At 57.7% G+C, this 26,905-nt stretch carries 23 protein-coding genes; 9 read left to right on the forward strand and 14 right to left on the reverse strand.

Annotated features, from left to right (window positions below; all coding sequences use genetic code 11):
* The first annotated feature begins 113 nt into the window (after window positions 1-113).
* Entirely contained in the window at window positions 114-656 is a 543-nt protein-coding gene (locus RDA78_RS09770) for a GNAT family N-acetyltransferase (RefSeq protein ID WP_434055121.1), read from the forward strand.
* Here the strand turns inward: RDA78_RS09770 and RDA78_RS09775 are convergent.
* The 5 genes from RDA78_RS09775 to hisC form a co-directional block, all read right to left on the reverse strand.
* Window positions 653-2,398: an ABC transporter ATP-binding protein gene (locus RDA78_RS09775; RefSeq protein WP_434055122.1), complete on the reverse strand. Its 1,746-nt coding sequence runs from the start codon at window positions 2,396-2,398 to the stop codon at window positions 653-655. The two genes, RDA78_RS09770 and RDA78_RS09775, sit on opposite strands and share 4 nt — an antisense overlap.
* Before the next feature lie 54 nt (window positions 2,399-2,452).
* Complete coding sequence (locus RDA78_RS09780; RefSeq protein WP_434055123.1) at window positions 2,453-4,048, reverse strand: ABC transporter substrate-binding protein; 1,596 nt, start codon at window positions 4,046-4,048, stop codon at window positions 2,453-2,455.
* 85 nt (window positions 4,049-4,133) lie between these two features.
* A complete protein-coding gene (locus RDA78_RS09785) occupies window positions 4,134-5,042 on the reverse strand; it encodes an ABC transporter permease (RefSeq protein ID WP_434055124.1) in 909 nt (302 codons plus the stop codon).
* 40 nt (window positions 5,043-5,082) lie between these two features.
* Entirely contained in the window at window positions 5,083-6,000 is a 918-nt protein-coding gene (locus RDA78_RS09790; RefSeq protein ID WP_434055125.1) for an ABC transporter permease, read from the reverse strand.
* Window positions 6,001-6,806: 806 nt separating this feature from the next.
* The gene (gene hisC / locus RDA78_RS09795; RefSeq protein ID WP_434055126.1) at window positions 6,807-7,919 is read right to left on the reverse strand and encodes a histidinol-phosphate transaminase; all 1,113 of its coding nucleotides are present in this window, start codon (window positions 7,917-7,919) and stop codon (window positions 6,807-6,809) included.
* A gap of 97 nt (window positions 7,920-8,016) precedes the next feature.
* Here hisC and RDA78_RS09800 point away from each other — a divergent pair, with 97 nt between their 5' ends.
* From RDA78_RS09800 to RDA78_RS09830, 7 genes are all read left to right on the forward strand, one after another.
* Window positions 8,017-8,784 carry a glucose 1-dehydrogenase gene (locus RDA78_RS09800; RefSeq protein WP_434055127.1) on the forward strand — a complete coding sequence of 256 codons (768 nt, stop codon included), beginning with the start codon at window positions 8,017-8,019 and terminating at the stop codon, window positions 8,782-8,784.
* A 115-nt stretch (window positions 8,785-8,899) separates the two neighbouring features.
* On the forward strand, window positions 8,900-10,063 hold the full coding sequence (locus RDA78_RS09805) for an ABC transporter ATP-binding protein (protein WP_434055128.1): 1,164 nt from the start codon (window positions 8,900-8,902) through the stop codon (window positions 10,061-10,063).
* A gap of 20 nt (window positions 10,064-10,083) precedes the next feature.
* Complete coding sequence (locus RDA78_RS09810) at window positions 10,084-11,187, forward strand: PotD/PotF family extracellular solute-binding protein (protein ID WP_319384320.1); 1,104 nt, start codon at window positions 10,084-10,086, stop codon at window positions 11,185-11,187.
* A 67-nt stretch (window positions 11,188-11,254) separates the two neighbouring features.
* Entirely contained in the window at window positions 11,255-12,199 is a 945-nt protein-coding gene (locus tag RDA78_RS09815; RefSeq protein ID WP_434055129.1) for an ABC transporter permease, read from the forward strand.
* Entirely contained in the window at window positions 12,196-12,996 is an 801-nt protein-coding gene (locus RDA78_RS09820) for an ABC transporter permease (RefSeq protein WP_434055130.1), read from the forward strand. The genes RDA78_RS09815 and RDA78_RS09820 overlap by 4 nt, the downstream gene beginning before the upstream one ends.
* A 30-nt stretch (window positions 12,997-13,026) precedes the next feature.
* Window positions 13,027-14,352, forward strand: a complete 1,326-nt coding sequence (hisD, locus tag RDA78_RS09825; protein WP_434055131.1) for a histidinol dehydrogenase — start codon at window positions 13,027-13,029, stop codon at window positions 14,350-14,352.
* A 5-nt stretch (window positions 14,353-14,357) separates the two neighbouring features.
* Window positions 14,358-15,389 carry a zinc-dependent alcohol dehydrogenase gene (locus RDA78_RS09830; RefSeq protein ID WP_434055132.1) on the forward strand — a complete coding sequence of 344 codons (1,032 nt, stop codon included), beginning with the start codon at window positions 14,358-14,360 and terminating at the stop codon, window positions 15,387-15,389.
* A gap of 199 nt (window positions 15,390-15,588) precedes the next feature.
* Here RDA78_RS09830 and hutC read toward each other — a convergent pair whose 3' ends face one another.
* The 7 genes from hutC to RDA78_RS09865 form a co-directional block, all read right to left on the reverse strand.
* A complete protein-coding gene (gene hutC / locus RDA78_RS09835; RefSeq protein ID WP_434055133.1) occupies window positions 15,589-16,302 on the reverse strand; it encodes a histidine utilization repressor in 714 nt (237 codons plus the stop codon).
* A 453-nt stretch (window positions 16,303-16,755) separates the two neighbouring features.
* The gene (locus tag RDA78_RS09840; RefSeq protein ID WP_434055134.1) at window positions 16,756-17,697 is read right to left on the reverse strand and encodes a DUF6963 family protein; all 942 of its coding nucleotides are present in this window, start codon (window positions 17,695-17,697) and stop codon (window positions 16,756-16,758) included.
* Entirely contained in the window at window positions 17,694-19,361 is a 1,668-nt protein-coding gene (locus tag RDA78_RS09845; protein ID WP_434055135.1) for a dipeptide ABC transporter ATP-binding protein, read from the reverse strand. Before RDA78_RS09845 ends, RDA78_RS09840 begins: the two co-directional genes overlap by 4 nt.
* Window positions 19,358-20,137: an ABC transporter permease gene (locus RDA78_RS09850; RefSeq protein ID WP_434055136.1), complete on the reverse strand. Its 780-nt coding sequence runs from the start codon at window positions 20,135-20,137 to the stop codon at window positions 19,358-19,360. The genes RDA78_RS09845 and RDA78_RS09850 overlap by 4 nt, the downstream gene beginning before the upstream one ends.
* Before the next feature lie 88 nt (window positions 20,138-20,225).
* Complete coding sequence (locus tag RDA78_RS09855; protein WP_319384311.1) at window positions 20,226-21,149, reverse strand: ABC transporter permease; 924 nt, start codon at window positions 21,147-21,149, stop codon at window positions 20,226-20,228.
* A 421-nt stretch (window positions 21,150-21,570) separates the two neighbouring features.
* Window positions 21,571-23,124: an ABC transporter substrate-binding protein gene (locus tag RDA78_RS09860; RefSeq protein ID WP_434055137.1), complete on the reverse strand. Its 1,554-nt coding sequence runs from the start codon at window positions 23,122-23,124 to the stop codon at window positions 21,571-21,573.
* A gap of 257 nt (window positions 23,125-23,381) precedes the next feature.
* Window positions 23,382-24,236 carry a MurR/RpiR family transcriptional regulator gene (locus RDA78_RS09865; RefSeq protein ID WP_434055138.1) on the reverse strand — a complete coding sequence of 285 codons (855 nt, stop codon included), beginning with the start codon at window positions 24,234-24,236 and terminating at the stop codon, window positions 23,382-23,384.
* An 83-nt stretch (window positions 24,237-24,319) separates the two neighbouring features.
* Between RDA78_RS09865 and RDA78_RS09870 the strand changes: the two genes are divergently transcribed.
* Window positions 24,320-24,976, forward strand: coding sequence for a DUF1028 domain-containing protein (locus RDA78_RS09870; protein WP_434055139.1), 657 nt, complete (start codon window positions 24,320-24,322; stop codon window positions 24,974-24,976).
* A gap of 322 nt (window positions 24,977-25,298) precedes the next feature.
* Here RDA78_RS09870 and RDA78_RS09875 read toward each other — a convergent pair whose 3' ends face one another.
* Together RDA78_RS09875 and RDA78_RS09880 are read right to left on the reverse strand one after the other, a co-directional pair.
* Entirely contained in the window at window positions 25,299-25,982 is a 684-nt protein-coding gene (locus RDA78_RS09875) for a fumarylacetoacetate hydrolase family protein (protein WP_434055140.1), read from the reverse strand.
* Window positions 25,983-26,116: 134 nt separating this feature from the next.
* The gene (locus RDA78_RS09880; RefSeq protein ID WP_434055141.1) at window positions 26,117-26,812 is read right to left on the reverse strand and encodes a FadR/GntR family transcriptional regulator; all 696 of its coding nucleotides are present in this window, start codon (window positions 26,810-26,812) and stop codon (window positions 26,117-26,119) included.
* Between the last annotated feature and the right edge of the window lie 93 nt (window positions 26,813-26,905).

Below are 26,905 nucleotides of genomic sequence, written 5' to 3' on the forward strand. Positions count from 1 at the left end.
CACTGAGCGGCGACAGCCCTGTGTCTTGAAAATCTGCTCTGTCGATATCCGTCAGGCTTTGGCTTCGCGTGGTCTCTTTAGAAATGTCGGAATTGCGCCGCCCTGATCCCTCAATGCTGGCCGAATATGAAAGTGCGCTCCGCCGTGGCTGGTCTGCGAACAACGTGCGTCCGCGTGAAGCCGCCAGGGAGCAGCTGGAAAAGATAGCGCTTGATCCGGATAACTTTCTGAAAGGTCTTGAGGACAGGGAGGCCAAGGGACCGGAAGTCGTGCTGCCGGATGGCTCCAATGTTCAGCGGCTGCCAAGTTTTACCCGTTGGATCTGGGCGGACGGTTTTTGCGGAAGCATTGGTTTCCGGTGGCAGCAAGGCACGGCGGTGTTACCCTCGCACGTGCTTGGTCACATCGGGTATGCTGTCGTTCCCTGGCGACGGAACGAGGGCCATGCGACGGCGGCTCTGGGTGCGCTGCTGAAGGAAATCGAACCTTTACAACTGCCATGGGTAGAGCTGACAACCGATCCGGACAATGTCGCCTCGTCAAAGGTTATTGAGAAGTGTGGCGGTGCCCTCATTGAAACTTTCGAAAAGGACATGTCCTTTGGAGGCGGCGCGGCTCTGCGCTGGCGCATTAAAATCGGGGCCCCTGCTCCTTAGGCGGCTGCAACAAAATGGCCGGTGGAGACTTCGCGAAAATCAATCGGTTCGGTGATCGCACCCCTTGGCGCGATAGGTGACTTGCGGCCTTCGTCATAAAGCTGAGGCGTTGCCATCGGCTTTGCCGGATCTGGAACCGGGATCGAAGCCAGGAGGTTCCTTGTGTAGTCATGCGCCGGATCTGACAGCACGGTCTTTGCCGGACCGTACTCCACGAGACGCCCCATGAACATCACCGCAACAGCCTCGCTGACCTGCTCTACGATCGCCAGATCGTGGGAAATGAAGAGATAGGTCAGACCGAGTTCGCGCTGAAGCTCGGAAAAGAGTTCCAGCACCTGGGCCTGTACCGAAACATCAAGCGCTGAAACGGGTTCGTCCGCAATCACGAGATCCGGCTCCAGAGCAAGCGCACGCGCGATGCAGAGCCGCTGGCGTTGTCCTCCGGAAAATTCATGCGGATACCGGTCGAGATGCTGGTCGGACAGCCCGACACGATTGAGCAGCCACCTGACCCGCTCTCGGATCTTGGGTTGGTCTCCCCATTTATGAATGATCATGGGTTCGGCGATCTGGTCGAACGCCGTTCTGCGGGGGGACAGTGCCGCGAAGGGGTCCTGAAAGACAATTCCGGTCTTGGCCCGAAAGGCGAAACGTTGCTCATGGGACAGCGTTGACGTGTCTGTGCCGTCTACCCTGACCGTTCCGGAGCTAGGCTCGGCCAGCCCTATGACCGCGCGCGCAATTGTCGACTTTCCGCACCCCGATTCACCGACAAGACCGAGCGTCGTGCGTTTGGGCACTGAAAAAGACACCTGATCCACCGCCAGCACCTCGTGTTTGACCTGGCGCAGCAATCCGGAGCGGATGGGATAGCGAACAGACACGTTTTCCAGATCGAGCATCGGAATGTCTGTCGCTTTGACGGACGGTTTTGCAACCGCGGTTCCAAGCACCGGCACGGCATTGAGCAATCGCCGTGTATAGGGATGGAACGGAGACTGATAAATCTGTTCGACCGGCCCGATTTCCACCAGGCTCCCGGTCTGCATGACGGCAACACGGTCGGCGATCTGGGCGACAACGCCAAGATCATGGGTAATGAACAGCACCGCGGTGCTGTGATCGGCCTTCAGCTTCTTGATCAGCCAGAGGATTTGCGCCTGGATCGTAACGTCCAGCGCGGTTGTCGGCTCATCCGCGATGAGGATCTTCGGCTCGCACACCAGGGCCATCGCAATCATCACGCGTTGGCGCATGCCGCCTGACAGTTCATGCGGATACTGGTTGAAGCGGCGCTCAGGTTCGGGAATGCGAACCTCGTCCATGGCAGCAAGGGCACGTGTCTTTGCCTCGGCCTTTGAAAAACCCAAATGGGTAATGAGCGGCTCGATGATCTGCTCACCGACCGAAAAGACCGGGTTGAGAGAGGTCATCGGCTCCTGGAAAATCATCGCGATTTCATTGCCGCGGACGGCGCGGGCTTCCGGCTCGGTGGCCGTCACCATGTCGATCCGGCCGTCATGGATTATCTTTCCGCCATCGATTTTTCCCCCGGCCTGCCGAATGAGGGCCATGGTGGACATGGCGGAGACCGACTTGCCTGACCCGGATTCGCCGACAATCGCCAGCGTCTCGCCAGGCATCAGGTCGAAGGAGATGCCTTTCACGGCCTCGACTTTTGTTTCGCCCGAACCAAAGGAGACACGAAGGTTCTGGACCGACAAGATTGGGTCTGACATTGCGAGCAACCTTTTCAATGGAAAGCGGGGGCCTGACAGGCCCCCGTGTCTTTTTTATCGCGTGATGCCGTTCTTGGCGTCGCCGATGAAGCCGGCACGGAAATCCAGGACATAGGGGATGTGGCCCGGATAAGGCGCCCAATCGAGATCTTCCCGCATGCCCCAGCTTTCAAAGGGCTGGTAGAGAACGAGGAACGGAGCGTCTTCCTTCACCTGTTCCATCAGCTTTTCATAGGCGATGTTGCGCAGTTCGATGTCTGTCTCGAAGCGGAATGCTTCATAGAGCTTCGCCCATTCGTCCATGCCGATGGATGGATCCCAGAGACCGCGTGTCATGCCGGCACCTTCCGGCGCCCACATCTTGCCGAACGAGCCATGCGGGTCGGCGAAATACATCGGGTTCGACCAGTTGTGAACCTGGTCCTTGGAGCCCCAGCCGCCGGGCGTGCCCGGATCATTCCAGGACGTTACGACCTTCAGTTCGATTTCGACGCCGATCTCGCGCCACATTTCCTGCATCGCCTGGGCAGCAAGCAAACCGTTCGTGTAGTAGACAGGGTCCGTATAGAAGGGCAGCTTGGTGCCTTCCAGGCCGTTGTCTGCGATGATCTTCTTGGCGCCTTCCAGATCATATTCGAACGTCACGATGTCCGGCGTATAATAGGGGCCGTATTGCGGGTAGGTATGCGTGTTCGGCACGACAGCCTGGCCGCCCCACAGCGCTTCATTGAGAAGGTTGCGGTCGACAGCTTTGACCATGGCCTGACGGAGCGGTTTGGTGATGATACTGCCCTTTTCGCCACCACCGAAATACATCAGGTGGAAGAGAGGCGTCACACCGCCTGCGGTCTTGAAGCCCGGCGTGCCGTTGATCACGTCAAGCTGATCCGGTGGCACGTTGGTAATGAGGTCGACTTCCTTGTTCACCAGTGCGGTCACGCGCGCGGCCAGTTCCGGGATACGGCGCACGTTCACACGCTCGTATGGCGCTTTTTCGCCCCAGTAATCGTCGAACCTTTCCCATACGATCCGCGTTTCCGGCGTGAACTCGGCGTATTTGTATGGGCCGGTTCCAACCGGAGCCTGACGGAAGGCGATGAAGTCGCTTTCTTCTGTAGCGTTCGGATCACCGGACAGACCCATCGTGTAGTCTTTCGGCAGGATCATTGCCTGCTGGGCAGCAAGGATCAGCTCGATCAGCGGCTCCGGCTTTTCGGACACGATTTTCAGGGTCTTGTCGTCAACGACTTCAAGGTTTTTGACGTTGCCGAAGAATTCCTTGGACCGCTCGATGCGCGCCGGATAGCCCGGAGTGATCATGTTCTCAAGGCTCCAGACCACGTCCTCCATGGTCATGTCTTCGCCGTTGTGAAACTTCACGCCTTCACGAATGGTCAGCTCGATCTCGGTGGGGGAGGTCACTTTCCAGGACGCGGCAAGGCCGGGGCCGAAGGAGTTTTCTTCCGAAGTCGGATCCTTGAAGAGAAGTGGCTCCATGGAATTGACGTAAAACTGCGAGCCGACATTGGAGTGATCCGCGCCTGGATCAATATAGGCGGACAGGTTCGCGGTCGCGACATTCAATTCCTGTGCAAGCGCTGTTGACGACAAGAGCGCGGCAACGGCGCTGATTGCGATCAAGTGTTTCATTTGTCAGTATTCCCCTTGCGATGATTGAGTCATTGCAGGCTCCGGACCGGGTGATTTTGAAAGAGAGGCCGGCCCGGAGCTGTTGTCAGGCCTGACGCTTCAAACGAACGTCAAGCGTGTCTCTGAGCCAGTCGCCCAGAAGCAGGAAAACCAGTGCGATCACCAGGATCGTGAAGGCCGGTACCAATCCGATATGCGGGTAGGACGCCAGATAGTCGCGGCCAAAGCCGGTCATGGACCCGAGCGTCGCGGTCGGGGGCTGGACACCCAGGCCAAGGAAGGACAAGGAACTTTCCAGCAGGATCACGTTGGAAACACCGAATGTCCAAAGGACAATGATCGGCGAAGCGATGTTCGGCAGCATGTGATGGCGAACGATACGGGCAGGGCTTGCCCCGGTGACCCGTACCGCGTCGATGAAGGGGGCATCGCGGATGGACAACACCTGGCCACGGACGACGCGGGCATACTTGTCCCAATCCGCAAGACCGATGATGACCACGAAAATCGTCAGATCCGTTCCGAAAACGGCCACCGCAAGTAGTGCCATCAGCGTGAAGGGAAAGGCGATTTGTATGTCGACCAGACCCATCAGGATGTTGTCGATAATGCCGCCGAAGTATCCGGACAGGATACCGATCGTGGACCCTAACAGCATGGAAATGAGCGATCCGATCACGGCGATCAGCAAGGTGAACCGCAGCCCGTAGAGGACGCGCGAATAAAGATCGCGCCCGAGTTCGTCTGTCCCGAGATAGTACCCTGGTTTGTAGCCATCGAAGCCGATCGGCGGACGCAGTCGCGACAACAGGCTCTGGGCGTTTGGATCATGCGTTGCAAGAACCGGCGCCAGCAGAGCAATCGTGACGAGGGTCACCAGAACGACGAAACACAATTTGATCAGCCAATTGGCGCTCTTGACGCCTTTCCAGAGTTTTGATGGTTGGCGCTTTTCGGTGTCCGGTTCGAGTGTTACCGTTTCGGCAGTGGTCATTGAGCGCTAGGTCCTTGCCCCAAAGGTTGACTTGCGACTGTTAGTTTGCGATCCGCACGCGCGGATCGAGAATGGCGTAGATGATGTCGACGAGAAGATTGGCCACGATCACGACCGCGGCCCAGACAATCACGCCGAACTGCAAGACCGCAAAATCCCGCAAAAGAGCGCCGCGCACGATCAGGGAGCCAATGCCCTCCAATGCGAAGACCGCCTCGACCAGAACGACCCAGCCGACGAAACCGGCAACTTGCAGCCCCAGATTCGAGACGATCGGGATCATGGCGTTGCGAAGGGCGTGTTTGTTCACGACGAGCGCTTCCCTGAGGCCCTTCGCACGGGCGGTTCGAACAAAGTCTTCGTTGAGAACTTCGAGCATCGCCGAGCGCGTGAAACGGATATTCCAGGCCATCATCGCCAGAGCGAGGGTTATGATCGGCATGATGAAGTGAACCCAGGTCATGTTGCCGGAGGACGGCATCAGATGCAGCGTGAAGCTGAAAATCAGGATCATGAAAATGGCGAGGATGTAGTTCGGAATGGCGTATCCAAAGAATGCAACGGCCATGATGGCGGTCGAAACAGGTTTGTCGCGCTTGACCGCCGCATAGATCCCGAGCGGAAGCCCGACCGTTATCGCCAGTAAAAAGGCTCCGCCAAACAGGATAATCGTATTGGGAAGACGCTCGGCGTAGATCTCGGTAACAGGGCGAAACTCGGTAAGACTGAGGCCGAAATTGCCTTCCAGAAGGCCGCGGAAATAGGCGACGTACTGCGCGAAAAAACCCTTGTCCAGGCCGAAATAGCGTTCCCAGAAAGCATATTCTTCCGGGCTCAGCCCTTCGGGGAACATGATGTCGATTGGATTTCCAGAATATCGGCTGGCAAAGAACACAGCCGTCACGACGAAGACCATCGTCAATATCGCTCTTGCTGTCCGTATCAGGATGAAATGCATCAGTACTCCCTCAATCGAACCCGTCGAGCGGCGTCGAATGCCTGTCGCGCCAAAACCCGCGAAACCGGATCAAACGGCGCGGAAGAGCACTGTCGTAATGCGCAGCAAACCGACGTCATCTTCACCCCGTTTCTTCAAGTCGCGGGATGAATGGAGCGCGTCCGATTTACAGCCTCATGACGGCGGGCGGAGTTCATAAAAGCGTTGCAGACTGTTCACGCAAACCCGTTTGGTTTGCGGATATTTTGCCTGGAAAGCGTGCAAGTGCTCCGCTCGCCTTTTAACGCCGACCAGGCCGCGGCGGCTCGAGCGCCGAGGGCTTTCGGAAATAATTTCCGGGGTGGAAGAACGGCGGGTATGGAGACAATGCAAGCGGCATTCGCTATGAAACCGCCGACGTTAAACTGTTGGAAGGTCCGTCAGTTCCATGCATGCCATCAAAAGCACCAATCGTTAAAGTCTCGGTGTGATCAGGCTCCCGCAACCAAATTCGACAACAGCCTCATCCCGTAAGGGGTGGGGCTGTTGTCGTATTCGGGTGGGGGATACAGGCGAGAACCTCCCCCGGCCCCTTCAAGGAGGGCTAAGCCCGACGCACAAGGGCAAAAAAACACCAAATCCTGCTCCCGCAACCAATATTAGCCCGCATTGCAAAAGCCTGCGGGCTTTTTTTGTTTTGCACTCCAAGAAACACGCTCAATCGACCGCTAAATCGGCAGGTTTAGAGCGGAAAGGAAAATGCTGGAATTTGTGTTCCGGCCGGATGAGGACGTTAGGCGGTGTTCCGATTGGCAGCACAGTCCGGCTCAAGCCTGAGCCCCGATGCTGTCCAGGTGTTCAAGAAATTGCCGGTTTTCTTCTTGTCGTCCCGCGGTCACTCTGATGAACCTGTCGAAACCCTCCTGCTTCCAGGGCTTGACCAATGTGCCAAGGCGCATGAGGGTGTCCGCCAAGTCAGCCGAGGGCAGGTCTGTTTCAAAGAATACGTAGTTTGCTTGCGTCGGTGCGACGCGAAAGCCCCGTTCCAACAATGCCGCACGCATCTTGTCGCGTTCTGCGGCAATCGCTGCGACGCTTTTCTTCATGTGCGCTTCGTTGCCCAATGCAAGCAAGGCAGCGCTCTGGGCGAGCGTATTTGTGTTGAAGGGTGTCTTGGTCAGGTCAAGGGCCGCTGCCAAGGCGGGAGAGCTGCACACGCCATATCCTATTCTGAGGCCGGCAAGCCCCCAGGCCTTGGAAAACGTTCTGAGAACGATCCAATGTCCCTTGCCCGGCGCCAGAAGGTCGAGTCCGCCGCAGTAGTCCCCGTTCAGGGCAAATTCGAAATAGGCCTCGTCGAGCACAAGCAGGGTCTCCGGATGCCGGGCATCCAACACCTTCAAAAGGTCGTCGCGCGACATCCAGCACCCTACAGGATTGACGGGATGTGAAAAGATCAGGAGTTTTGCGGGTTTGCCGGCGGCCTCGACCAATTTGTCGACATCGATGGTCAGGTCGTCGCTCAGGGCCACTCGCTCGATGCCGGCGCCCATGAGAACTGCGTAATCCTCGTGGAGCGGGAAGGAAGGGTAAAGCGTAATCACCCTGTCGCCAGGCTCGATTACACTGCGAAAAATGATCGACAACAGTTCTTCAGAACCGTTGCCGAAAACGAGCAGGTCCGGATCCGTGTAGAGATACGCTGCAAGCCCGGTCCGCAGGTCGGATGCCTCGCTTGACGGATATATGTGCAAATGATCCTGCTGCTTGCGGATATACTCCAGCACGTCTGGTGCAGGTCCGAAAGGGTTCTCGTTCGATGCCAGGCGGTTCACTTCCGCACGTCCGCAAAGCGTCCGGACCGCCGCGATGGACAGACCCGAATTGTAGGGTTCAAGCTGTTTGAGGCTTGGCCGGATTAGTTTGTCCAGATCGGTCATCGCGGGCTCGTGCTGGTGCTCGTGTCAGACGGGGTACAGTTGAATTGAACGCGTCTATGTATATACATAATAGCATGAGCCGGAGGGAAGCAAGACTATGGCACCGGTAAATTTTGATCTGACCGGCAAACGGGCACTGGTCACAGGCGCGAGCCGGGGCCTCGGCCAGTCGATGGCGGTCGGGTTGGCGGAGGCTGGAGCCACCGTTGCGATCACATCGAGGTTCCTGGGCTCCCTTGAAGAGACGCAATCGCTGGTGGAGAATGCCGGGGGAACCGCACACAAAATGCAGCTGGACGTTCAGGATGTCCCGGCGATGAAATCTGAAGTGGCCGGATTTGCGAGGGAAGCGGGTCGGCTGGACATTCTCATCAACAATGCCGGCTACGAAGAGGTCTGTCCGTCTCTCGACGTCGACGAGGCTCTTTGGGACCGGATCAATTCGATCAACCTGAAAGGTGCCTTTTTCTGCGCGCAGGAAGCGGCCCGACACATGCTTGAGAGCGGTGGCGGTTCTATCATCAACGTCTGTTCCCTGACGTCGTATGTCGGTGTGCCAACCGCAGTGCCCTATACGTCATCCAAGTCCGGGCTGCTCGGCATGACCCGGGCCCTGTCCGCGGAATGGGCGCCGCAGAAGGTCCGTGTCAATGCGATCGCTCCGGGTTACTTTCGAACGGAGTTGACGGACGTCTTCTATCAGGATGATGCCTGGAAGGCCGCGATGCTCGCAAAAATCCCGCTCGGGACGTTTGGCGATGCGCAGGACCTCAAGGGCGCGGTGGTGTTTCTGGCCAGCGATGCCTCGCGATACATCACCGGTCAATGCCTGGGGATCGACGGCGGCTATCTTGCCGCAATTTGACCTAACGGGAGTGTGCCTGGCGGCATATGCTCCGGAGAGGCCTCGCATGTCTTGACAAGAATTCGCAATTTCGATTTCATGTATAGACATAGCGTATCGGCAGACCAGCCCTGTCATGTCTCGCGACGCACAAAGGCAGCAAAGAGTGACTGAGATCCAAGCGGCGGCAGTCTCGGCTATTAACGTCGAGATGACGTTCGGAACGTTCAAAGCTGTTAAAGATGCAAGCTTCGAACTTGAGAACGGCAAGTTTCTTACGATCCTTGGCCCGTCGGGGTCCGGCAAAACAACACTTCTGCGCTTGATCGCCGGTTTTCTGACACCGTCCGGCGGCGAAATCCTGATCAACGGCCGTTCGGTTCGAGCGGTGGCGGCAAACAAGCGCTCGATCGGCATGGTCTTTCAAAAGCTTGCCTTGTTTCCGCACATGACGGCTGCGGAGAACGTGGCCTTTCCCCTGAAGATGCGTCGCTTTGATGCGCGCACGATCCCGGACCGGGTGGCGGAGTATCTGAAGCTGGTGCGGCTCGACGGACTCGAAAACCGGCGGATCCATGAACTGTCGGGCGGACAGCAGCAACGCGTGGCGATCGCACGGGCGCTGGTATTCGAACCGGATCTTCTCCTACTCGACGAACCGCTGGCCGCCCTTGACCGGAAGCTGCGGGAAGAAATGCAGCTTGAATTCCGTAGAATACAGAAGGAACTGGGTGTCACCACGATCAACGTGACTCACGACCAGCGGGAAGCCCTGGTCGTTTCCGACCAGATCATCGTGATGAATGACGGTGAAATCCAGCAAAATGCGGCACCGACACAGATGTACAGGATGCCAAGCAACCCGTTTGTCGCCAATTTTGTCGGTGTGACCAACGACCTTTCCGGGATCCTGACGCGGGTCACCAGCGCTGACGCGACCGCAAGGTTCGGCAATGTCGAATTGATGGGCGTTCACGGCGGGGCCGCTGCCCTGGAGGACGGAACGCCGATCAAGGGGGCGATACGCGCGGAACAGATACGTATTGCGTCAGCCGGACAGTCGATGGCGGGACTTGATGCCGATTTCCGGGGCACCGTTCTGGACGCGATTTTTGAAGGCGAACGCCATGTGTACGAAGTCGAGGTCCCGGAGCTCGGCGGCGAGACGCTGAAAATTATTCATCACGATCGGAATGATCAGAGCGCCCTCGAACCGGGCGCCCTCGTGCACATAGGGTGGAAGAACCGGGATTTGCAGATTTTCCCGGCCAAACAACAAGGCGCGAAGAAGTGCCGTTAGTCCATGAAAAGGGGAACGACATGAACTTTGAAAGAAAACTGAACAGAAGATCTCTTCTCAAAGCATCGGCCGCCGTCGGCGCAACCGGCCTTGCGTCTGTTTCGATGCCTTCCGTGTTACGGGCGGCTGAACCGGACAAGCCGAGCGAACTCATTATCCGTGCATGGGGAGGTCCATGGGTGGAGGCGCTCAAGAACGGCGTTTCGGATCCCTTCACCGAAAAAACGGGCATTCGCATCGTTCACGACCTGACGGAGGACAATGAAATCCAGCCGAAAGTCTGGGCCGCGGTTGCGCAGAATCGGACGCCGCCCATTCACATCAACTGGGACACGACAACGAACGCCACCAAGTCAGCCCTCAGGGGCGTTTGCGAAGATCTGTCCGACCTGTCCAACCTCTCCGGTACCACTGATCTTGCAAAGCCGGTCGGCGTGGACGGTTATCCGATCGTCAACACTTACGGCTACGTCTACGTGCTCGCCTATCGTCCGGAAGCCTTCCCCGATGGTCCTCCGAAGTCCTATCACGATCTTCTCGATCCGAAATTCAAGGGCCGGATCGCCTTTTACAACGACGGTATCGGCTTTCATTTCCCGGCACAGGTCGCGGGCGGCGGCACGCTTGAGGACATCCCGGGCAACATGGATGCCTGCTGGGAGTTCGTCGAAAAGATCAAGGCGCAGAACCCGCTGCTCGGTGAGGATCCGGATTTCGTCACGTGGTTCCAGCGAGGCGAGATCGATGCTGCGTGCACGATTTCCACGAACGCGCTCGGTGCGAAAAGAAGCGGTGTCGACATTGCCTGGACGGTTCCCGAAGAAGGCGCAAAGTTCGATACGGACGGTCTGTGGATTCCGAAAGGTCATTCCGAATCCGATCTATACTGGGCCAGGGAGTACATCAATTCCGCGTTGACCCAGGCAAACCAGCAGGTCTGGCTGGATGGGCTCGGACTGCCGGGTGTTGTGCCCGGGCTGACACCTCCGGAAGGTCTGGCTGGAGATCCGTCCTACCCGACCAAGCCTGAAGACTTCGAACGACTGATCCGTATTTCGGGCCAGATCCAGGTGGAAAACGAGAGCGAGTGGTTCTCGAAATTCAAGCAGATCATGCAGGGTTGATCGCAGGCAAACTGGTCCAAGCCGGGCGGGTGAGACCTGCCCGGCATCCCACCCATTCGAGCCCTTCATGCGCAGATACAAGACTTCGTACCCGATCAGCTGGCGTTTCATGGACGTGCTGGAAGCGGCCTTTGCCCTTGTGCTGCCGCGAGGCGGCGGCCGGCTGACGCCCTACCTCTTGCTGACGCCAGCTGTCCTTCTTGTCGGCACGCTCGCGGTCGGCCTGCTTTACATAGGAGATTCGTCGCTTCGCGTACTTGACCGGAGCACGTTCCTCTTTTCCGACTACTGGACACTTGAAAACTACCAGCGTGCCTTTTCGGAGAGTTTCACGGCGACAGTCATCTGGCGCAGCCTCGTTGGGGCTGTCATCGTAACCGCGGTTACGCTGCTGCTTGCCTTTCCCTACGCCTACGTGATGGTGAGGACATCCAGCGCGTTACTCAGAAAGTTCCTTCTTGTCGCGCTGTTTCTTCCGTTTTTCATCGGTCAGGTCGTGCGCGCCTACGGATGGCTGATCATTCTCGGAAATCAGGGCATCGTTAACGATGCGCTTGCTCTCGTTGGCGTCGAACCGCTGCGTCTTCTTTTCAATTATCCGGCGGTTCTGTTCGGACTTGTTCAATACATGCTGCCATTCGGTGTCCTGATGCTGGCACCTGCTCTGACGGCAATTCCCGAAGATATCGAAGCGGCTGCAACGTCTCTCGGTGCCAACTGGGTCAGGGCGCTTTTCCATGTGGTCCTGCCGATGGCAAGGCCTGGCCTGATTGGCGCGGGTGTGGTCGTGTTGACCCTTTCGCTGACGGACTTTGCCATGCCGGCCATTCTGGGCGGTGGTTCGCAGGACTTCGTCGCCAATGCGATCTACGACCAGTTTTTCAGGACGTCCGATCAGGGCTTCGGGGCCTCGCTGACGCTTATCCTTATTGCCGTGGGATCAATGACTGTCGGCCTTGTCTTTGCGGTATTCGGCGCCGGGACGCTGGCCTTGGGGGCGAACCGGAAATGAATCGCTCACCCACGCAAACAATTGTCTTCTGGTCCGTGGCAATCCTCTGCGTCGTGGCCTTGTCCGCGCCGACACTGGTGGTTCTCGGAGCGTCTTTCACGGCCGGTAGCATCATAGACTTTCCACCCGACGGGTTTTCCCTCAAGTGGTACGTGGCCATACTGGGAGAGCGCGATCTTCAGCAGGCGTTTTTGCGCTCTGTCATTGTCGCCTGTATTTGCGTCGCCGTGTCGGTGCCTGCCGGAACGCTCGCGGGGATCGCCCTGTCCAAGTATCAGGTGAAATGGGCGGGAGCGCTGCAGATCTATCTGCTGTTGCCGTTCACTGTGCCCCTCATCGGGTCGGGCATCGGCCTGATGCTTCTGTTCGGCGAGTTGAGGCTTCTGGGAAGCCTCTGGCCGATCGGTATCGCGACGGCGGTCATCAACCTACCATTCATGATATGGGCCGTGTCCTCCAGCGCCGCATCGCTGGATCCGGATCTTGAACTTGCCGCACAAAGCTGCGGTGCGGGTCCGTTGCAGACCTTTTTCAACGTGACGCTGCCGGCGGTCACACCGGGCGTGATCACCGGGGCGTTGCTGATGTTCATTCTCTCGCTGAACGAATTTCTGGTGAGCCTGCTGCTTGTTGATGCCCGGATCGTGACGCTGCCCGTTCAGATTTACAATTCGATCCGGGCGATCATAACGCCCGACCTTGCGGCGGTGTCCGTCGTCTTTATCGCGGTCGCTGCGCTGGCGATCATCATTCTTGACAGGATCGTCGGTCTGGAAGTGTTCCTGAAGTCCAAGTAACGCCGGTTGGCGCTCGAAAGGTGTGGGTCTATGTCACAAGTATCCTTCCATGAACTCAGCAGCTTGAGCTCGGAAGCGTATCACGATCTTCTGCGACGCTCCGAAGCGGATCTCTCCGGTTTCATGGAAAAAGCCAAGCCGATCATTGAGGCGGTGAAAACGGAAGGCGACGCAGCGCTTGTGCGCTTCGGGCAGGATTTTGACGGCGCGACATCCTTGACCGCTGCAACGCTAAAGGCCAGCGAAGCGGAATTCGATGCCGCCTTTGAAGCGGTCGATGCCGAGGTTATCGAGGCGATCCGGCACGGCATTGCCAATATTCGCAGCTTTCACGAGGAACAAAAACCGGCGCCGATGTGGTTCAAGGAAATCAAGCCCGGCGCATTTGCCGGGGACAGGTACACCCCGATCCGTTCCGTCGCGCTCTATGTTCCGCGCGGCAAGGGGGCCTTTCCCTCGGTCACCATGATGACGTCGGTTCCGGCCGTGGTGGCAGAGGTTCCAGAACTGGCTATCTTCACGCCGCCAACGCCGGATGGCGGTGTCGATGCGGCGACGCTCGTGGCCGCGCGTATCGCAGGTGTCGAGACAGTTTACAAGTGCGGCGGTGCGCAGGCCGTCGCGGCCGCGGCGTTCGGGACTGAAACGGTCCGTCCGGCGCACAAGATCGTGGGGCCGGGCAGCCCCTGGGTCGTGGCTGCCAAACAATTGCTCTCGAACGTCATTGATCCCGGCCTGCCAGCCGGCCCTTCAGAAGCGATCATCTTTGCGGATGATACGGTACATGGCGGCCTTGCGGCGCTTGATCTGTTGATCGAGGCCGAGCACGGACCCGACAGCTCCGCCTATCTGGTGACCCATTCGAGACGCGTCGCCGAAGAAGCGCTTGCGGCATTGCCGAACCATTGGGCGAAAATGACGGACCTGCGGGTCGGGTTTTCACGTGCGGTGCTGTGCGGCGACAACGGTGGCGTGATACTGACTTCTGGCGTGGAAGAGAGCTACCGTTTCATCAACGACTACGCGCCCGAGCATCTTGAATTGCTGTCGACGGAACCCTTTGAGCATCTGGGACACATCACTGAAGCAGCGGAGATCCTGATGGGGCCGCACACCCCTGTTTGCATCGGAAACTTCGCACTTGGACCGAATGCGGTTCTGCCGACCAGCAGCGGCGCGCGGACCTATGGTCCCTTGTCGGTGCATGATTTCGTGAAGTGCAGTTCCGTTGGCTACGTAACCCGTCCTGCCTATGCCGAAATGGCGAAGCATTCCAGAGTGCTCGCACGTTACGAAGGTTTTTCATCGCATGAAAATGCCGTGTCGGAGATGCGTGACCCCTACCTGGAAGGGTGAATTGCATGCGATCAGTGCGGCTTCACGATCCGCTGGACATTAGGTTTGAGCATGTTGATCCTGCGCCCGCGCCGGGCAGGGGAGAGGTCCGGATCAAGGTGGCCTTTGCAGGCATTTGCGGATCGGACATTCACAACTACAAGACGGGTCAATGGATTTCACGTCGACCCTCAATCGCGGGTCACGAATTTGCCGGGACGGTTGATGCGGTGGGGGAAGGGGTCACAAGACTATCGGTCGGCGACAAGGTCGTCGCCGACTCCAGGGACTATTGCACAAAATGCGGCAACTGCCTGCAAGGCAACAATCACCTGTGCAGCAAGCTGGGATTTGTCGGCGAAAGCATCGACGGCGGGTTTGCTGATTTCACAACGCTCCCTGAACGGCTGGTCCTTGCCTGTGATCCCTCGATGGATCTGGATATTGCAACGCTTTCCGAGCCGCTTGCAGTCGCACTTCATGCTCTCGACCGGGTTCGGATCGAAAACCATGATCCGTTGCTGGTGGTCGGCTGCGGGCCGATTGGCGCGTTGATTGCCGTAGCGTCCGATATTCTCTGCCAACGGCCGCTCCTCTTTTGTGACCGCGACCGCCTCCGCGTTGAAACCGTTGCCACGGCATGTGCGGGGCGTCCGGTTGATCTTGCGGCCTTCGACCAGTTCGAGAGCCTGCCCGGGAAAACCGTGCGCCACGTGATCGACACGACCGGCAACGTGGAAGTCATTTGCAATCTTGCTGCGAAGCTGAGTGGATCGACGTTGGGGCTGGTCGGAATCGGATCCGGAACGTTTCCGTTCGATCCTGTCGGCGCAGTCGAAAGGGAGCTGGCGCTTGTCGGTTGCCACGCATTCAAAGATCAATTGCCCCGCGCTGTGGAGCTGCTTGAACGGCATTCCGATCGTTTCAGACCGCTCGTTGAACACAGGGTCTCGCTGGAAGACACACCGGCAGAATACGCCCGGATTTGCTCAGGCAAAGCGACTGGCATCAAAACGCTGATTGATGTTTCCAATGCCGGTGAACCTGGCGCACACTGAAAAAACTGCAGCCGAAAGGTGTTTTTCTCCAGCGGTGAACCTGTGCCGGAGGCGAGGGGATGCCGTGGCGCTTCGGCAGCGGGCACGCTCCAGGTGTTGTTGGTCCGGAACACGGGTGCGGGGTTTTACGTCGCCGACTGTCATTGAAGGTTATTGCCGCCAAGCATCCTCGTTCCTTCAGAGCTGTGCACTCATGGTCCTAACTGGCACCGGTCGGTGTAAAACTGGCGACAAGTCTGTGCTTGTCGCCGGGATAGAACAGGCGGGCAATTGTCACAAACCCTTCGTTCTGCCTGGTCTTGCGTTCGACGACAAGGCATGGATAGCCATCGGGAACCTGGAGCGTTTTCGCGATAGCGCCATCTGCTGCGAGCGCATGGATCTGATGTTCAGCGATGTTCCAGGGAATGTTCCGCAACATCCAGAGACCAGGCGAGACGCTGTCAAAGCTGATCTCTTTCAAGCCCGGAACGATGCCGACATTGATAATCCGCTCTTCCAGGCAAAACGGCTCGCTGTCCGCGAAATGCAAGCAGGTGATGTCTCGCACCGGGTCGCTTCTGGAGAGGTCAAGCTGCTGCGCTTCCCGATCGGTTGAGGCTCTGATCGTGTCACTAAGTAGTGAGTAACTGTATGTTTTCCCGGCATCTTCTACCTCCTTGCGGATATCGGAGATTTCCAGTGCTGCCGACAGTGTCTGCGGTTCCTTGACAAAGGTGCCCCATTTCTTGTTGCGTTCCAGCAGGCCGGCCCGGGACAACTGGCTCAAGGCCTTGTTCACTGTCATGCGCGAACATCCATAGTGTTTTGCAAGATCGGTCTCGAAAGGTATTCGGTGTCCCGCCGGCCATTCGCCGGTCACGATCTTGCTATGGACATCGTCGAGAATTTTCTTGTGTAGGGACTGGGTCAAAGGTGCCTGTGCTCGTTGTCGTTTCGCAAGTTGTCAGCTCTCAAGTATATACTTGAAGAACTATGCGGGGACAATTTTCGGCGAGAGAGAAATGTCTCATAGTTTTCGTGTGGGCAAAGAAGGCTCATGAACGGGAGCGTTTGATTGACATCGAGCGTTGCCCCTCGATTCCGCTTTTCCTGGGCGCTGTTCCATATCGTTTGGTTTGCTTTGCTGCAGAGAAGGACACGTGTTCTGCATCGCACCCGGCAATGCGGATGAAACCGCACTCGAACATATTTTCGGTCGCCAGAACATGCTGAAGATCACCAAGATCTCACAGCTCCCCCAACGATTGCCGCTAATCTACTAGCGTCTGGCTCGCTGACGGACTGTCTTGGTGATGGGGGTTGATCAGTTACGCGCCGAGAGGACACTCGGTTTTGGTGGTACGAAGAGAGAATAGCGCGGACTTTACCAATTGAATCCCCGGCTGCCGAAAACAGGCAATTCCAGACTTGGTTTGCCGTCCATGGTCACGATCACTCCGTCTTTGACGATCATGAAAGGTTCATATCCCAACCAACCGACGAACTCTCCATTGCGTATGATCCGTACCTGATCGCCCAGACCAAAGGGAACTGCATCTGGGTGCCGCGTCGCCTGCGGATGAAGCATTTGAACGACCTTGTCGTCGTGATCGATATGAATTTCTGGGCGTTCACCTTTCGCCAACCGGATACCTTGCGCCGCAATTATCCAGTGGTCTGCAGCCGGGTGACGCAACATTTCCTCAAGAACAACGTCGTTGATCATGTCAGCCAGAACGCGCTTTGGATGTATGGCGTTATGGATTGTGGCGACAGACACCGGAGGGTTCTGCAGGGTGCGCGCCGCGCACCCATGATCCCGTCGCAGAAGAACCGCAGGCATGTTGCCAACGGCGATGGTGCCATCAATTGAGAGTGCGACAAATCCTGCATCATGGTCCGGAAACCGATCAACGACTTCAGCTATGGCCATTTGTGGTGTTTGACCACGTTCCATTGCACCCAGAACATGGGCGTTCAGTGGTATGCCATCATCGGCCGGCATTTGTGGAAAGCGATGACCGGTGACAAGCCCGACACCCGGCTTTGCCGCAACGAACTGGGCCAGGGGGACAGGCCGGTTCGGACCGCTGGAGATAAGTGCGGCGAACGGTGCGCCAAGCAAGGTTTCAGGAAGTGCACCTTGGACAAGCCCACTCACGCCATCCGTCTGTGTTTCTGACCGAATAAGTTGTTGATCCTCGGACAGAACCGCAAGACTGACGAACCCGCCAATTGCGCCTTGGCCGATCGCCTCAATCGCACGAAGGCCTGCGAGGACGCCCGCGCCTGCATTCGGACCGGTTGCCGCGATGCCGACGGTCATGACGCCACCCAGTGACCGGGGGAAGCCTCAACAAGAGGGCCGGCAGGGTAGCTCCCCTTCAAAGCCGGACGCACACCTCGTTTGCGTGCAGGATCCGGGACCGGCACCACATCAATCAATGCGCGCGTATAAGGGTGGCGGGGTGCGGCAAATATTTGTGTCGTGGGTCCCAGTTCGAGAATTTTGCCGTGCCGCATAACGGCAACCCTGTCCGCAATCTGGCGAACCACCGCGAGGTCATGCGAGATGAACAGCATCGTAAGTTCCTCGCCGCGCTTCAACTCCTCAAGCAGATCCAGGATACGAGCCTGAACCGAAACATCGAGTGCGGATGTCGGTTCATCCGCGACGACCAGTGAGGGGCTGGCCGCGATCGCCCTGGCAATGGCAATCCTCTGGCGTTGACCGCCGGAAAATTCGTGCGGATAGCGCCGGGCCATATCTGCTTCGAGACCGACTTTCTCGATGAGTTGCCTGACGCGTTCGGTTCGCTCGGAGCGCCGCAACTTTTCATGGACAATCAATGGTTCTGCGATCGTGTAACCGACCGTCTGACGCGGGTCGAGGGACGCATACGGATCCTGAAAGATCATCTGAACCTGCCGCCGCGCCGCGCGCAGACGAGGTCCCTTGCAGGCGGTCAGATCCAGGCTGTTCAGTTGAATTTTGCCTGAATCGGCCTCCGTCAACCGGGCGATGACCCGGCCAAGGGTTGTCTTGCCCGATCCGCTCTCTCCAACCAGCGCCAGCGTCTCCCCTGTTCGAACGTTCAGCGAAACATGGTCGAGTGCCCGGGTGCCGTGGCTGCGAAACAGGTGAGGCCCCCGGCCGTTGAAGGTCTTGTTAATGTCATTTACGGATAGGAGAACGTCTTGCTTCGTTTCTGTCTGCTCCCTGGCGCTGTCAATGCGGGGGACCGCATCGAGCAAGGTGCGTGTGTAGTTCGCCTTGGGGCTTTTGAAGATCTGGGTCACTGGACCATGCTCAACGGCCTGTCCAGATTTCATTACCAGGACCGCGTCGGACATTTCGGCGACCACCCCCATGTCGTGAGTGATCAGAATGAGACCGATACCCGTCTCGGCAACGATCTCGCGCAAAAGGTCCAGAATCTGAGCCTGAACGGTGACATCCAGGGCTGTTGTGGGTTCGTCTGCGATCAGAACGCGGGGGCCGAGCAGCATCATCATTGCAATGACGATGCGCTGGCGCATTCCACCGGACAGTTCGTGCGGAAACTGGCGCATCCGCATCTCAGGCTGAGGGATGCCGACCCGATCCAGCATCGCGACGGCTCTGCGCCGTGCTTCACTTGTGTCACAGATTTGGTGGCTTACGAGAGCTTCGGTCAACTGAAGCCCGATGTTCAGCACGGGAGTAAGCGCGGTCATGGGCTCCTGGAAGATAAGTCCGATCCCCGTGCCCCGCGGAGGCGCGGTGCCAGCCTTGAGTAGATCAACTCCATCGAACTCTGCGCTGCCGGTTGCTGTTGCCGCCGGCGGCAGCAATCCCATGAGTGCCTTCGCGGTCATGCTCTTGCCCGAGCCGCTTTCGCCAACAACAGACAGAACTTCTCCGGCTTTCAGGTCGAAACTGATGTTCTCGACCAAAGGCCGTGTTCCTATATGAACCGCCAGGTCGCGAACGGAGAGGAGCGCGTTCATTTCCGCTCCACCGGGTCAAGGCTTGTCCGCAATCCGTCGCCGAGAAGATTGAAGCCGAGGACCGTAATGGCGATCGCCAATCCTGGGATTGTCATCAACCACGGCGCCCGATTGATGTAGTCGCGCGATCCGGCAAGCATGTATCCCCATTCCGAAGTCGGCGGCTGCGCGCCGAGACCCAGGAAACTGAGCCCTGCCGCCGCCAGGATGGCGGTGGAAACGCCGAGGGTCGCAACAACAATCATCGTTGGCAGAACATTTGGCAGGAGATGCGTGAGAACAAGTCGGGCGGGGCCTGCACCTGCGGCGATGCTTGCCTCAAAATACGGTTTCGACGTTTCGACAAGCGCTGCCGAGTAGCAGGTTCGCGCATAGAACGGAACGCCTGCGACCCCGACTGCAATAACAGCGTTCTGCAGGCTGGGGCCCAGTACGGCAACGAAACTGAGCGCGATCAGCGTTTCCGTGAAGGAAAAGAGCACATCAGTGCCGCGCATGAGGATCGCCTCGATCCACCCACGGCAGAATGCGGCGATCATGCCGACCAGCATGCCGACCGTAAGCGATATGCCGACGGCAACTGCGCCGATCAGGAGCGTGATGCGGCTGCCGTACAAAATTCGGGAAAGCATGTCCCGGCCGAATTCATCGGTTCCCAGAAGATACTTTCCACCAGGTGGCAGAAAGCGGCCGCCGGCCCCCATCTTTGTCGGGCTGTAAGGCGCCAGCACGTCTGCAAAGGCAGCGCAGAAAATCAGAATGAGGACTATGGTCAACCCGATCAGCCCACTCGGCGAGCGCACCAGCCGGCGCCAGAATCCAGGTGGCACGCGTTGTGTTTGAGGTTCGCTCGCCGTCTGCATCTCAGGCCCGCCGGATCCGTGGATCGAGCACGGCATACAGTGCATCGATAACGATCGCCACTGTGACGACAACGACGGAAAATGTCAGGATGAAGCCCTGAATGATCGGATAATCGCGCTGGAAGATTGCCTCGACAGCCATGCGGCCGACGCCGTTCCAGGAAAAGATGTTCTCAACGACAATTGCGCCGCCCATCATGAAAGCGAATTGCAGTCCCATCATGGTGACGACAGGCAAGAGACCGGCGCGAAGCACGTGGCGGCGCAGAACCAGGGCCTTGGGCAACCCCTTGGCAAAGGCCGTCTGAACATAGTCCTGGCTCATCACGTCGATCATGGAAGAGCGGGTGAGCCGTGCGAAAATTGCGGCGTTCGAAAGTCCAAGTGTAAGAGCGGGCAAAATAAGGTTCAGGGGTCCGCTGCCGCTGACCGGGAGCCAACCCAGTTCAAGCGCGAAGAAGAATAATAACATGAGTCCCAACCAGAAATGCGGCATGGAGATCCCCGCAATGGCCAAAACCATGAGGGAGATGTCAACAACGCTCCCTTCCCGGTAAGCCGCCAGGAAACCGATCGGGACGCCGATCAAAATGGCAATGAACATCGCGGCACAAGCCAATATCAGCGTGTTCGGCAAACGCTGCATGATCACATCGAGCACGGGTTGACCGCCGCGAATGGTATTGCCCAGATCACCATGAAGAAGGCGCTCAATGAACATTGCGTATTGAACGGGGATGGGCCTGTCCAGGCCGAGAGAACGCCGCACTTCTTCAATCTGTTCCGGGGTCGTGCCCTGGCTTTGGGCATACATTATCTGGACCGGATCCCCGGGCACGGCGTGGATCAGAAGCGTCACGAGTATGGTCGTGATCCAGATTGTCAGTGCACCCATTGCGATCCGGGTGCCGAGAAAGCGCCACATCTTGTCGACCTATGGTACGGACTCATAAATGAAGTCAATTTGGTTTGGATCGTTTTGACCAACTGCGAGAAGCGAAAGCGCAGGAACTGTGGTTCATTTTCAAGCCTTTCGCGACGTGAAAGATGGCCAAAACGGCCAAATCCGGAGGACGGCAAAATGGCTGTACCTCGCAGCGTCACCGCGCTTGACCGGGCAAAAAGCCCGCTCTGCACACGCTTCCTCCCGAGATCTTGCCATTTCTGCCGCCAAATCGGCTTCATTTATGAATCCGTACCTAGAGCATCATGCATTCGATTGAACGGACAAAGACGCTCTACCACTTTGAATGCGATCAACTATTTGCCGTGCAATCGATTCCGATTGAACAGGTGTTGATCTGGATAAATGCCGCCCGGATCAGGGATCCGGGCGGCAGGCCGGCTCAACCGCCGAGTTTCACGTCGCTGAAATTGGGATAGACAAATGGCGCAACGAAGAAACCATCGACTTCAGGCCGGACGGCAAAGACCCATTCCCAGCCGGGCGTGTAGAGCGGCACGTGGATCGCGTTTTCAAGCAGATACTTGAACACTTCCTGGACCTTGGCCTTGCGGGCATCGGGGTCCGTCAACACGCGCGTTTCGTCCAGCATTGCGTCGAGTTCGGGAGAGGTGTAGCCGCGATAAGCACCGGGCGTATGCCAGAGTGCGTAGAGGATGTCCGGGTCGTACCAGGACCATGTCATCATATCCATGGATCCGGTTGTGCCGGTCGTCGTTTCATTTTCCTGACGAACCCGGGCATTGAGCGATCCGATATCCATGATCTCGATCGATGCATTGATGCCGACTTCTGCCAGCTGTGCCTGGAAAACTTCCCCAAGCTTCTGGCGGTTTCCACCGGTCCAGACGAGCAGTGCGGTTTCAAGCGGCTTGTCCATGCTGTAGCCAAGCTCTGCAAGCAGTGCCTTTGATTTTTCCGGGTCATATCCCGGACGGTACTGGGCGCAAAAGTCCTGGTCGTTGCCGAAAACACCGCGTGACACCGGGCAGTTTTCCTGAACCGACAGGTCGCCATAGATCAGGCTGATCGCAGCAGCGGCATCGGTTGCATGGGCAACCGCAAGGCGCGCGCGCTTGTCGTTGAACGGCGGGCGGTGGACCGCAAACTCCCAAAACACGTTTTGCCCCGTGTTCTCGGCAACGATGATGTCCAGTTCGCCGCTGTCCTTGATCGATGGCACATCATCAAACGGAGGTTCCGCGATATGCACTTCGCCGGTTTTCAGGGCCGCCAGCCGCGCCTGAGGTTCCGGGACGACCGTGATGATGAGACCGTCCTCATGAGGCGCTCCGGGGTTTTCAGCCAGCTTGCCGAAATTCTTGTAGTCCGGGTTCTTTTCCAGAACGATCCGGTCGCCCTTGGTCCAGGACACCAGTTTCCACGGGCCGGAGCCAATGGCCGTGGTGGTTCCGAAGCCGTCCCCATTGCTGTCGCAAATGATGGACGAGAAGCTGTCCGCGAGGAATGGAATCATCGCCACGAAAGGCTTCTCGAGCGTGAGCTTGATTGTAAGGGGATCAATGACCTCTGCGTTTGTTATCGGACCCCAGCTGCCCTTGGTGACACTTGGTGTTTCCTCGCTGAAGGCCGCATCTATCGTGTATTTGACGTCATTTGCATCAAGCGGTGTACCGTCGTGGCACATCACGCCGACCTGCAGGCTGAAGGTATACTCCGTTCCTTCTTCATTCGAGGTCCATGACTTCGCAATGTGGGGAACCGGCAGGCCGTCTGCGTCCGTCGCGAGCAACGTGTCGTACAGCAGGCCCCAGACCTGGAGGGACAAGGTGCTGGTGGCGCGATGCGGATCAAGGGAATCGATATCTCCGTACCGGGCCCAGACAATGTCACCGGCTGCCGCCGAGCTCGTAAGACCGGCGACAATGCCTGCCGCGCCTGCCAATCGGCGCAGGGAATTTCTTCTAAGTATCATGTCAACATCCTCTCCTTGGAGCTGCGATGTGCTTGCCCATGCGCACGCCGTCCGTCGCGCGAGACAAAGCCGACCGTAACGCCGGAGAGCGATCCGGCGCGCTGACATCCGTCTGCTTGATTTCTGGGCAGGCCCACGAAAACGGTACGAGGCCGCGCATACCGCGTCAAAAAGAAAGCAGTTTTGACAATATTAATTTCATTTTTGAATCGTTTGACGGCGTCTTCTGCGCGTGAAACGACGCGTTTGAGTCGCTTTCAGCCCAGGTCGCCCCACTCAGAGTGGATGCCGTCGATGTATTTCAACCTGTCGACGGCGTTCTGACCGAGGCGATCCGCAACGGCCATGCACAGATAGGTCATGACCGAAACCGGAGAGGCAAGGGAATCGAAGTAGGACAAGCCGCTGGTGCGGCATCGCAGCGTGACTTCCGCCAGTTCCGAATTGCCGGAGCTTGTCAGATCCGTCACGGATATCGTCCTGGCCCCGGAAAGGCGCGCGGATTGCAGGATCGAGCGCAGCGTCGCCGTCCGCCGGCCGATGGCCAGCGCAAGAACGGCATCGGAGGGACGGATCGAGGCAAACTCTTCTGGCACGGGAAAGCCGCCAAGCGGGATCATGCGGATGTCCGGCTTCACCTTGATGAGTTGGGCGCGTGCGAAATGTGCCAGCGGGTAGTTGTCACCAAAGCCGACGACCCAGACTTTTTCTGCCCTGGCCAGGTAAGTGACGGCATCTTTCAGTTCGTCACCGCGAATGGCTTCGATCGTTCGGATGAGGTTCTGGACATCGGATGCAAGGTGATCGGCCAGATCACCGCGTCCACTGCGTTGTTGTATGGGTTCGGAAAAAACACGCTTGGTGTGCTGGCTGTCATTGCGGCGGACGCGTGCCATGCGTTGCGCAGTCTTGAAGCTCGGAAAGCCGAGGCGCTTGAAAAAACGGGCCGTGGTTGCTTTGGACACGTTTGCCAGCGAAGAAATTTCCTCGGCTGTGTGGAGTGCAAGGCTGTCGGGGTTTTCCAGGAAGTGTTCCGCCAGCAGGCGCTCGGATTTGGTGAGGTCGTCAAAGCTCTCAAGAATGCGCTCAGAGAGCCGCGCTGTCTGTACCATGGCAATCTTCACGTTTGACAGTTTCTGAAACTCTGTGAAACAAACTACTCAAAACTCAGTCAAACGCAAAGGTTCAACATGAGATGACCTTCTCGATCCTGGCGCGGGACCCGGATACCGGTGCATTGGGAGGCGCCGCCGCCACTGGAAATCTGTGCGTGGGCGGCTGGGTTCTGCGCGGGAGTGCCGGCCTGGGGGTCTCAGCATCCCAGGGATACTATCCAAGCACGCTGTGGGGTGAAGATGTGCTTGATGCGCTGGCAAGCGGACTTGATCCCGTCGGCGCGATCGAGCGTATTGTGAACCCGGATGCAGGGAGAGATTTCAGACAATTGCTTGTCCTCGACCAAACGGGCCAAGGCGGTGTCTTTTCCGGGAGCGGCAACGTGCCGGAGGTTGCCGAATTCGTAACTTCCGACCTTTGCGCTGGCGGCAATATGCTTGCCCGGAATGCAGTGGTTGAAGCTGCCGCGGAAGCGGTTCTCAAAGGTTCCGGCGGGTTTCTCCGGCGCTTGCTGTCGGGTTTGAAGGCTGGTGCCGAGATCGGAGGAGATGCCCGCGGTCTGATGTCGGCTGCAATTCTCATTGTCGCTGAAGATCTCCCGCCCATCGATCTGCGCGTGGACTACGATCAGGAGCCGCTGAAAGCGCTTGAGCGATTAATAGACCGCATCGAAGATCCCGGTTACGTTTCCTGGACTAAGAAACTGCCGACAAAGCGCAGACCTTTCGCAAATTAGCTGCTTGGGAGCGATGCCGGAATTGCGGTGGCTCTGCATTCGTTGTTCGCGGTGCAGTCGACCTTGCTGATCTTTTGACCCAATCGACACAAAGAGAGTCTGGATGCACCAGACGTTACCGTCTCGGTGTGATCAGGCTCCCGCACCCAAAATCAGCCCGCGTGGCCAAAGCCTGCGGGTGCGTCCACCTGAACTTTCCGACTTGCCGATTGGTGCAGGACGGAACTGATGTGCGCTTTTCATGATGAACGAGAGTGTCATCATCCGGCGTTTGGCCTTTCTGAGAAAGGCCAAATCGCCCGAGCCTGCCTCGCTCCCGGATTCAGACGACCTTGACGGACAGTATGCCGACGGATTCGATGCTCGCTTCCATAGTATCTCCCGGCTGCACGGCATTTACACCCGAAGGGGTCCCGGCCATGATCACATCGCCCGCCGAGAGTTCGAAATACTCGGAGAGATACGAGATCATCTCCGGCACCTTCCAGATCATCTGGTTCAAATCACCTTCCTGTCGCAAGTCGCCATTGACCGTCAGTGCAATCCGCCCCTGATCGGGGTGACCAACTTCGGACACCGGATGCAATGGGCCCACCGGTCCGGACCGCTCGAAGGCTTTTCCGATTTCCCAGGGGCGTCCCATCTTTTTCATTTCGCCCTGCAAGTCTCTGCGTGTCATGTCCAGGGACACGCCGTAACCCCAGACGTGGTCAAGCGCATCTGACAGGGCGATGTTTGTGCCGCCGCTCTTCAGACCGACCAGGAGCTCGACCTCGTGGTGCACGTCAGATGTGTGAGGGGGGTAGGGAAATTCCCCCGAAGCATCGAGATTGTTTGGGTTCTTCTGAAAAAAGAAAGGCGGTTCGCGATTTGGATCGTGTCCCATTTCGACAGCATGCGCTGCAAAGTTCCGGCCGATGCAGTAGACACGACGGACCGGAAAAGCCCTTCCGTCGCTCGTGGGAATGGTGTGGACCTTTGGTGTCTCGATTACGTGCTCAGACATCGTTTTCCTCGCTTGCGGTCTGTTGTGATTAGGCCCGCAGACTTGCGATACCGATTTGGGACCGCTCGCTTTATGACTTGGACCGAATGCGCAAAAAATAAACGCGTTGGCGACGAGTTGGGGCCAACCATTTCTTAGATTGGTTGAGCTTCAATCTCACCCAAAACGACTTCTGGCATCATCCGTGAGTAAACCGAATGCAGGTGTTGCTGCATCATTTGCATGGCCAGCTCTCCATTTCTGGCCGTGATCGCGCGCACGATCGCATCGTGTTCTATAAAGCTGGTATAGCCGGGCACGGGCTTGCGAGTATCGCGCGGTTGGCCCCAGACAATAGAGCGGCGCACCGAGTTCAGCGTTTCGAAAAAGTACAGGTAAAGCTGATTGCGTGTGCTGCGCGCGATTGCGTGGTGCAACTTGTTGTCCCAAGCCTCGTAAGCGCGCCAGTCTTTTGCTTCGCGGCACTTCTCGGCGCAAATCTTCATTTGTTTACAATCGGATTTGCTCGCATTCCTCGCCGCGAGCCGCGCCAACTCGGGCTCAATGTTGTAGCGGACCGTGACCACCTGTTCCGGCTTTATCTGGTCGCGAAGGTAGGTAACATCCTGAAGGTTCAGGACGGGCCTCGAGCCGACAAATGTGCCGCGTCCGACGTGCCGCCAGATCAACCCCTGCGCCTCCAAGTCGGCAAGGGCTTTGCGCAGTTGGTTGCGTGTCGTGTCCAGACGTTTGCATAGTTCGCGCTCCGGCAAGATGCGGTCGTTCAGCCGATATCCGGCACTGTCGATCAAGTCACGCAGTCTTTGTGATAGTTCGGTTGTCTCGTTCATATCGCCACCCAATTTGGTGATTGGTTGATTGAATTAGAGCGAGAGTCAATCAACTCTTGTCACCAAGATTAGCAAGAGATCGCAGAATATTGC

Origin of the sequence: Roseibium sp. (assembly GCF_051016195.1) — a bacterium.
Taxonomy (GTDB): domain Bacteria; phylum Pseudomonadota; class Alphaproteobacteria; order Rhizobiales; family Stappiaceae; genus Roseibium.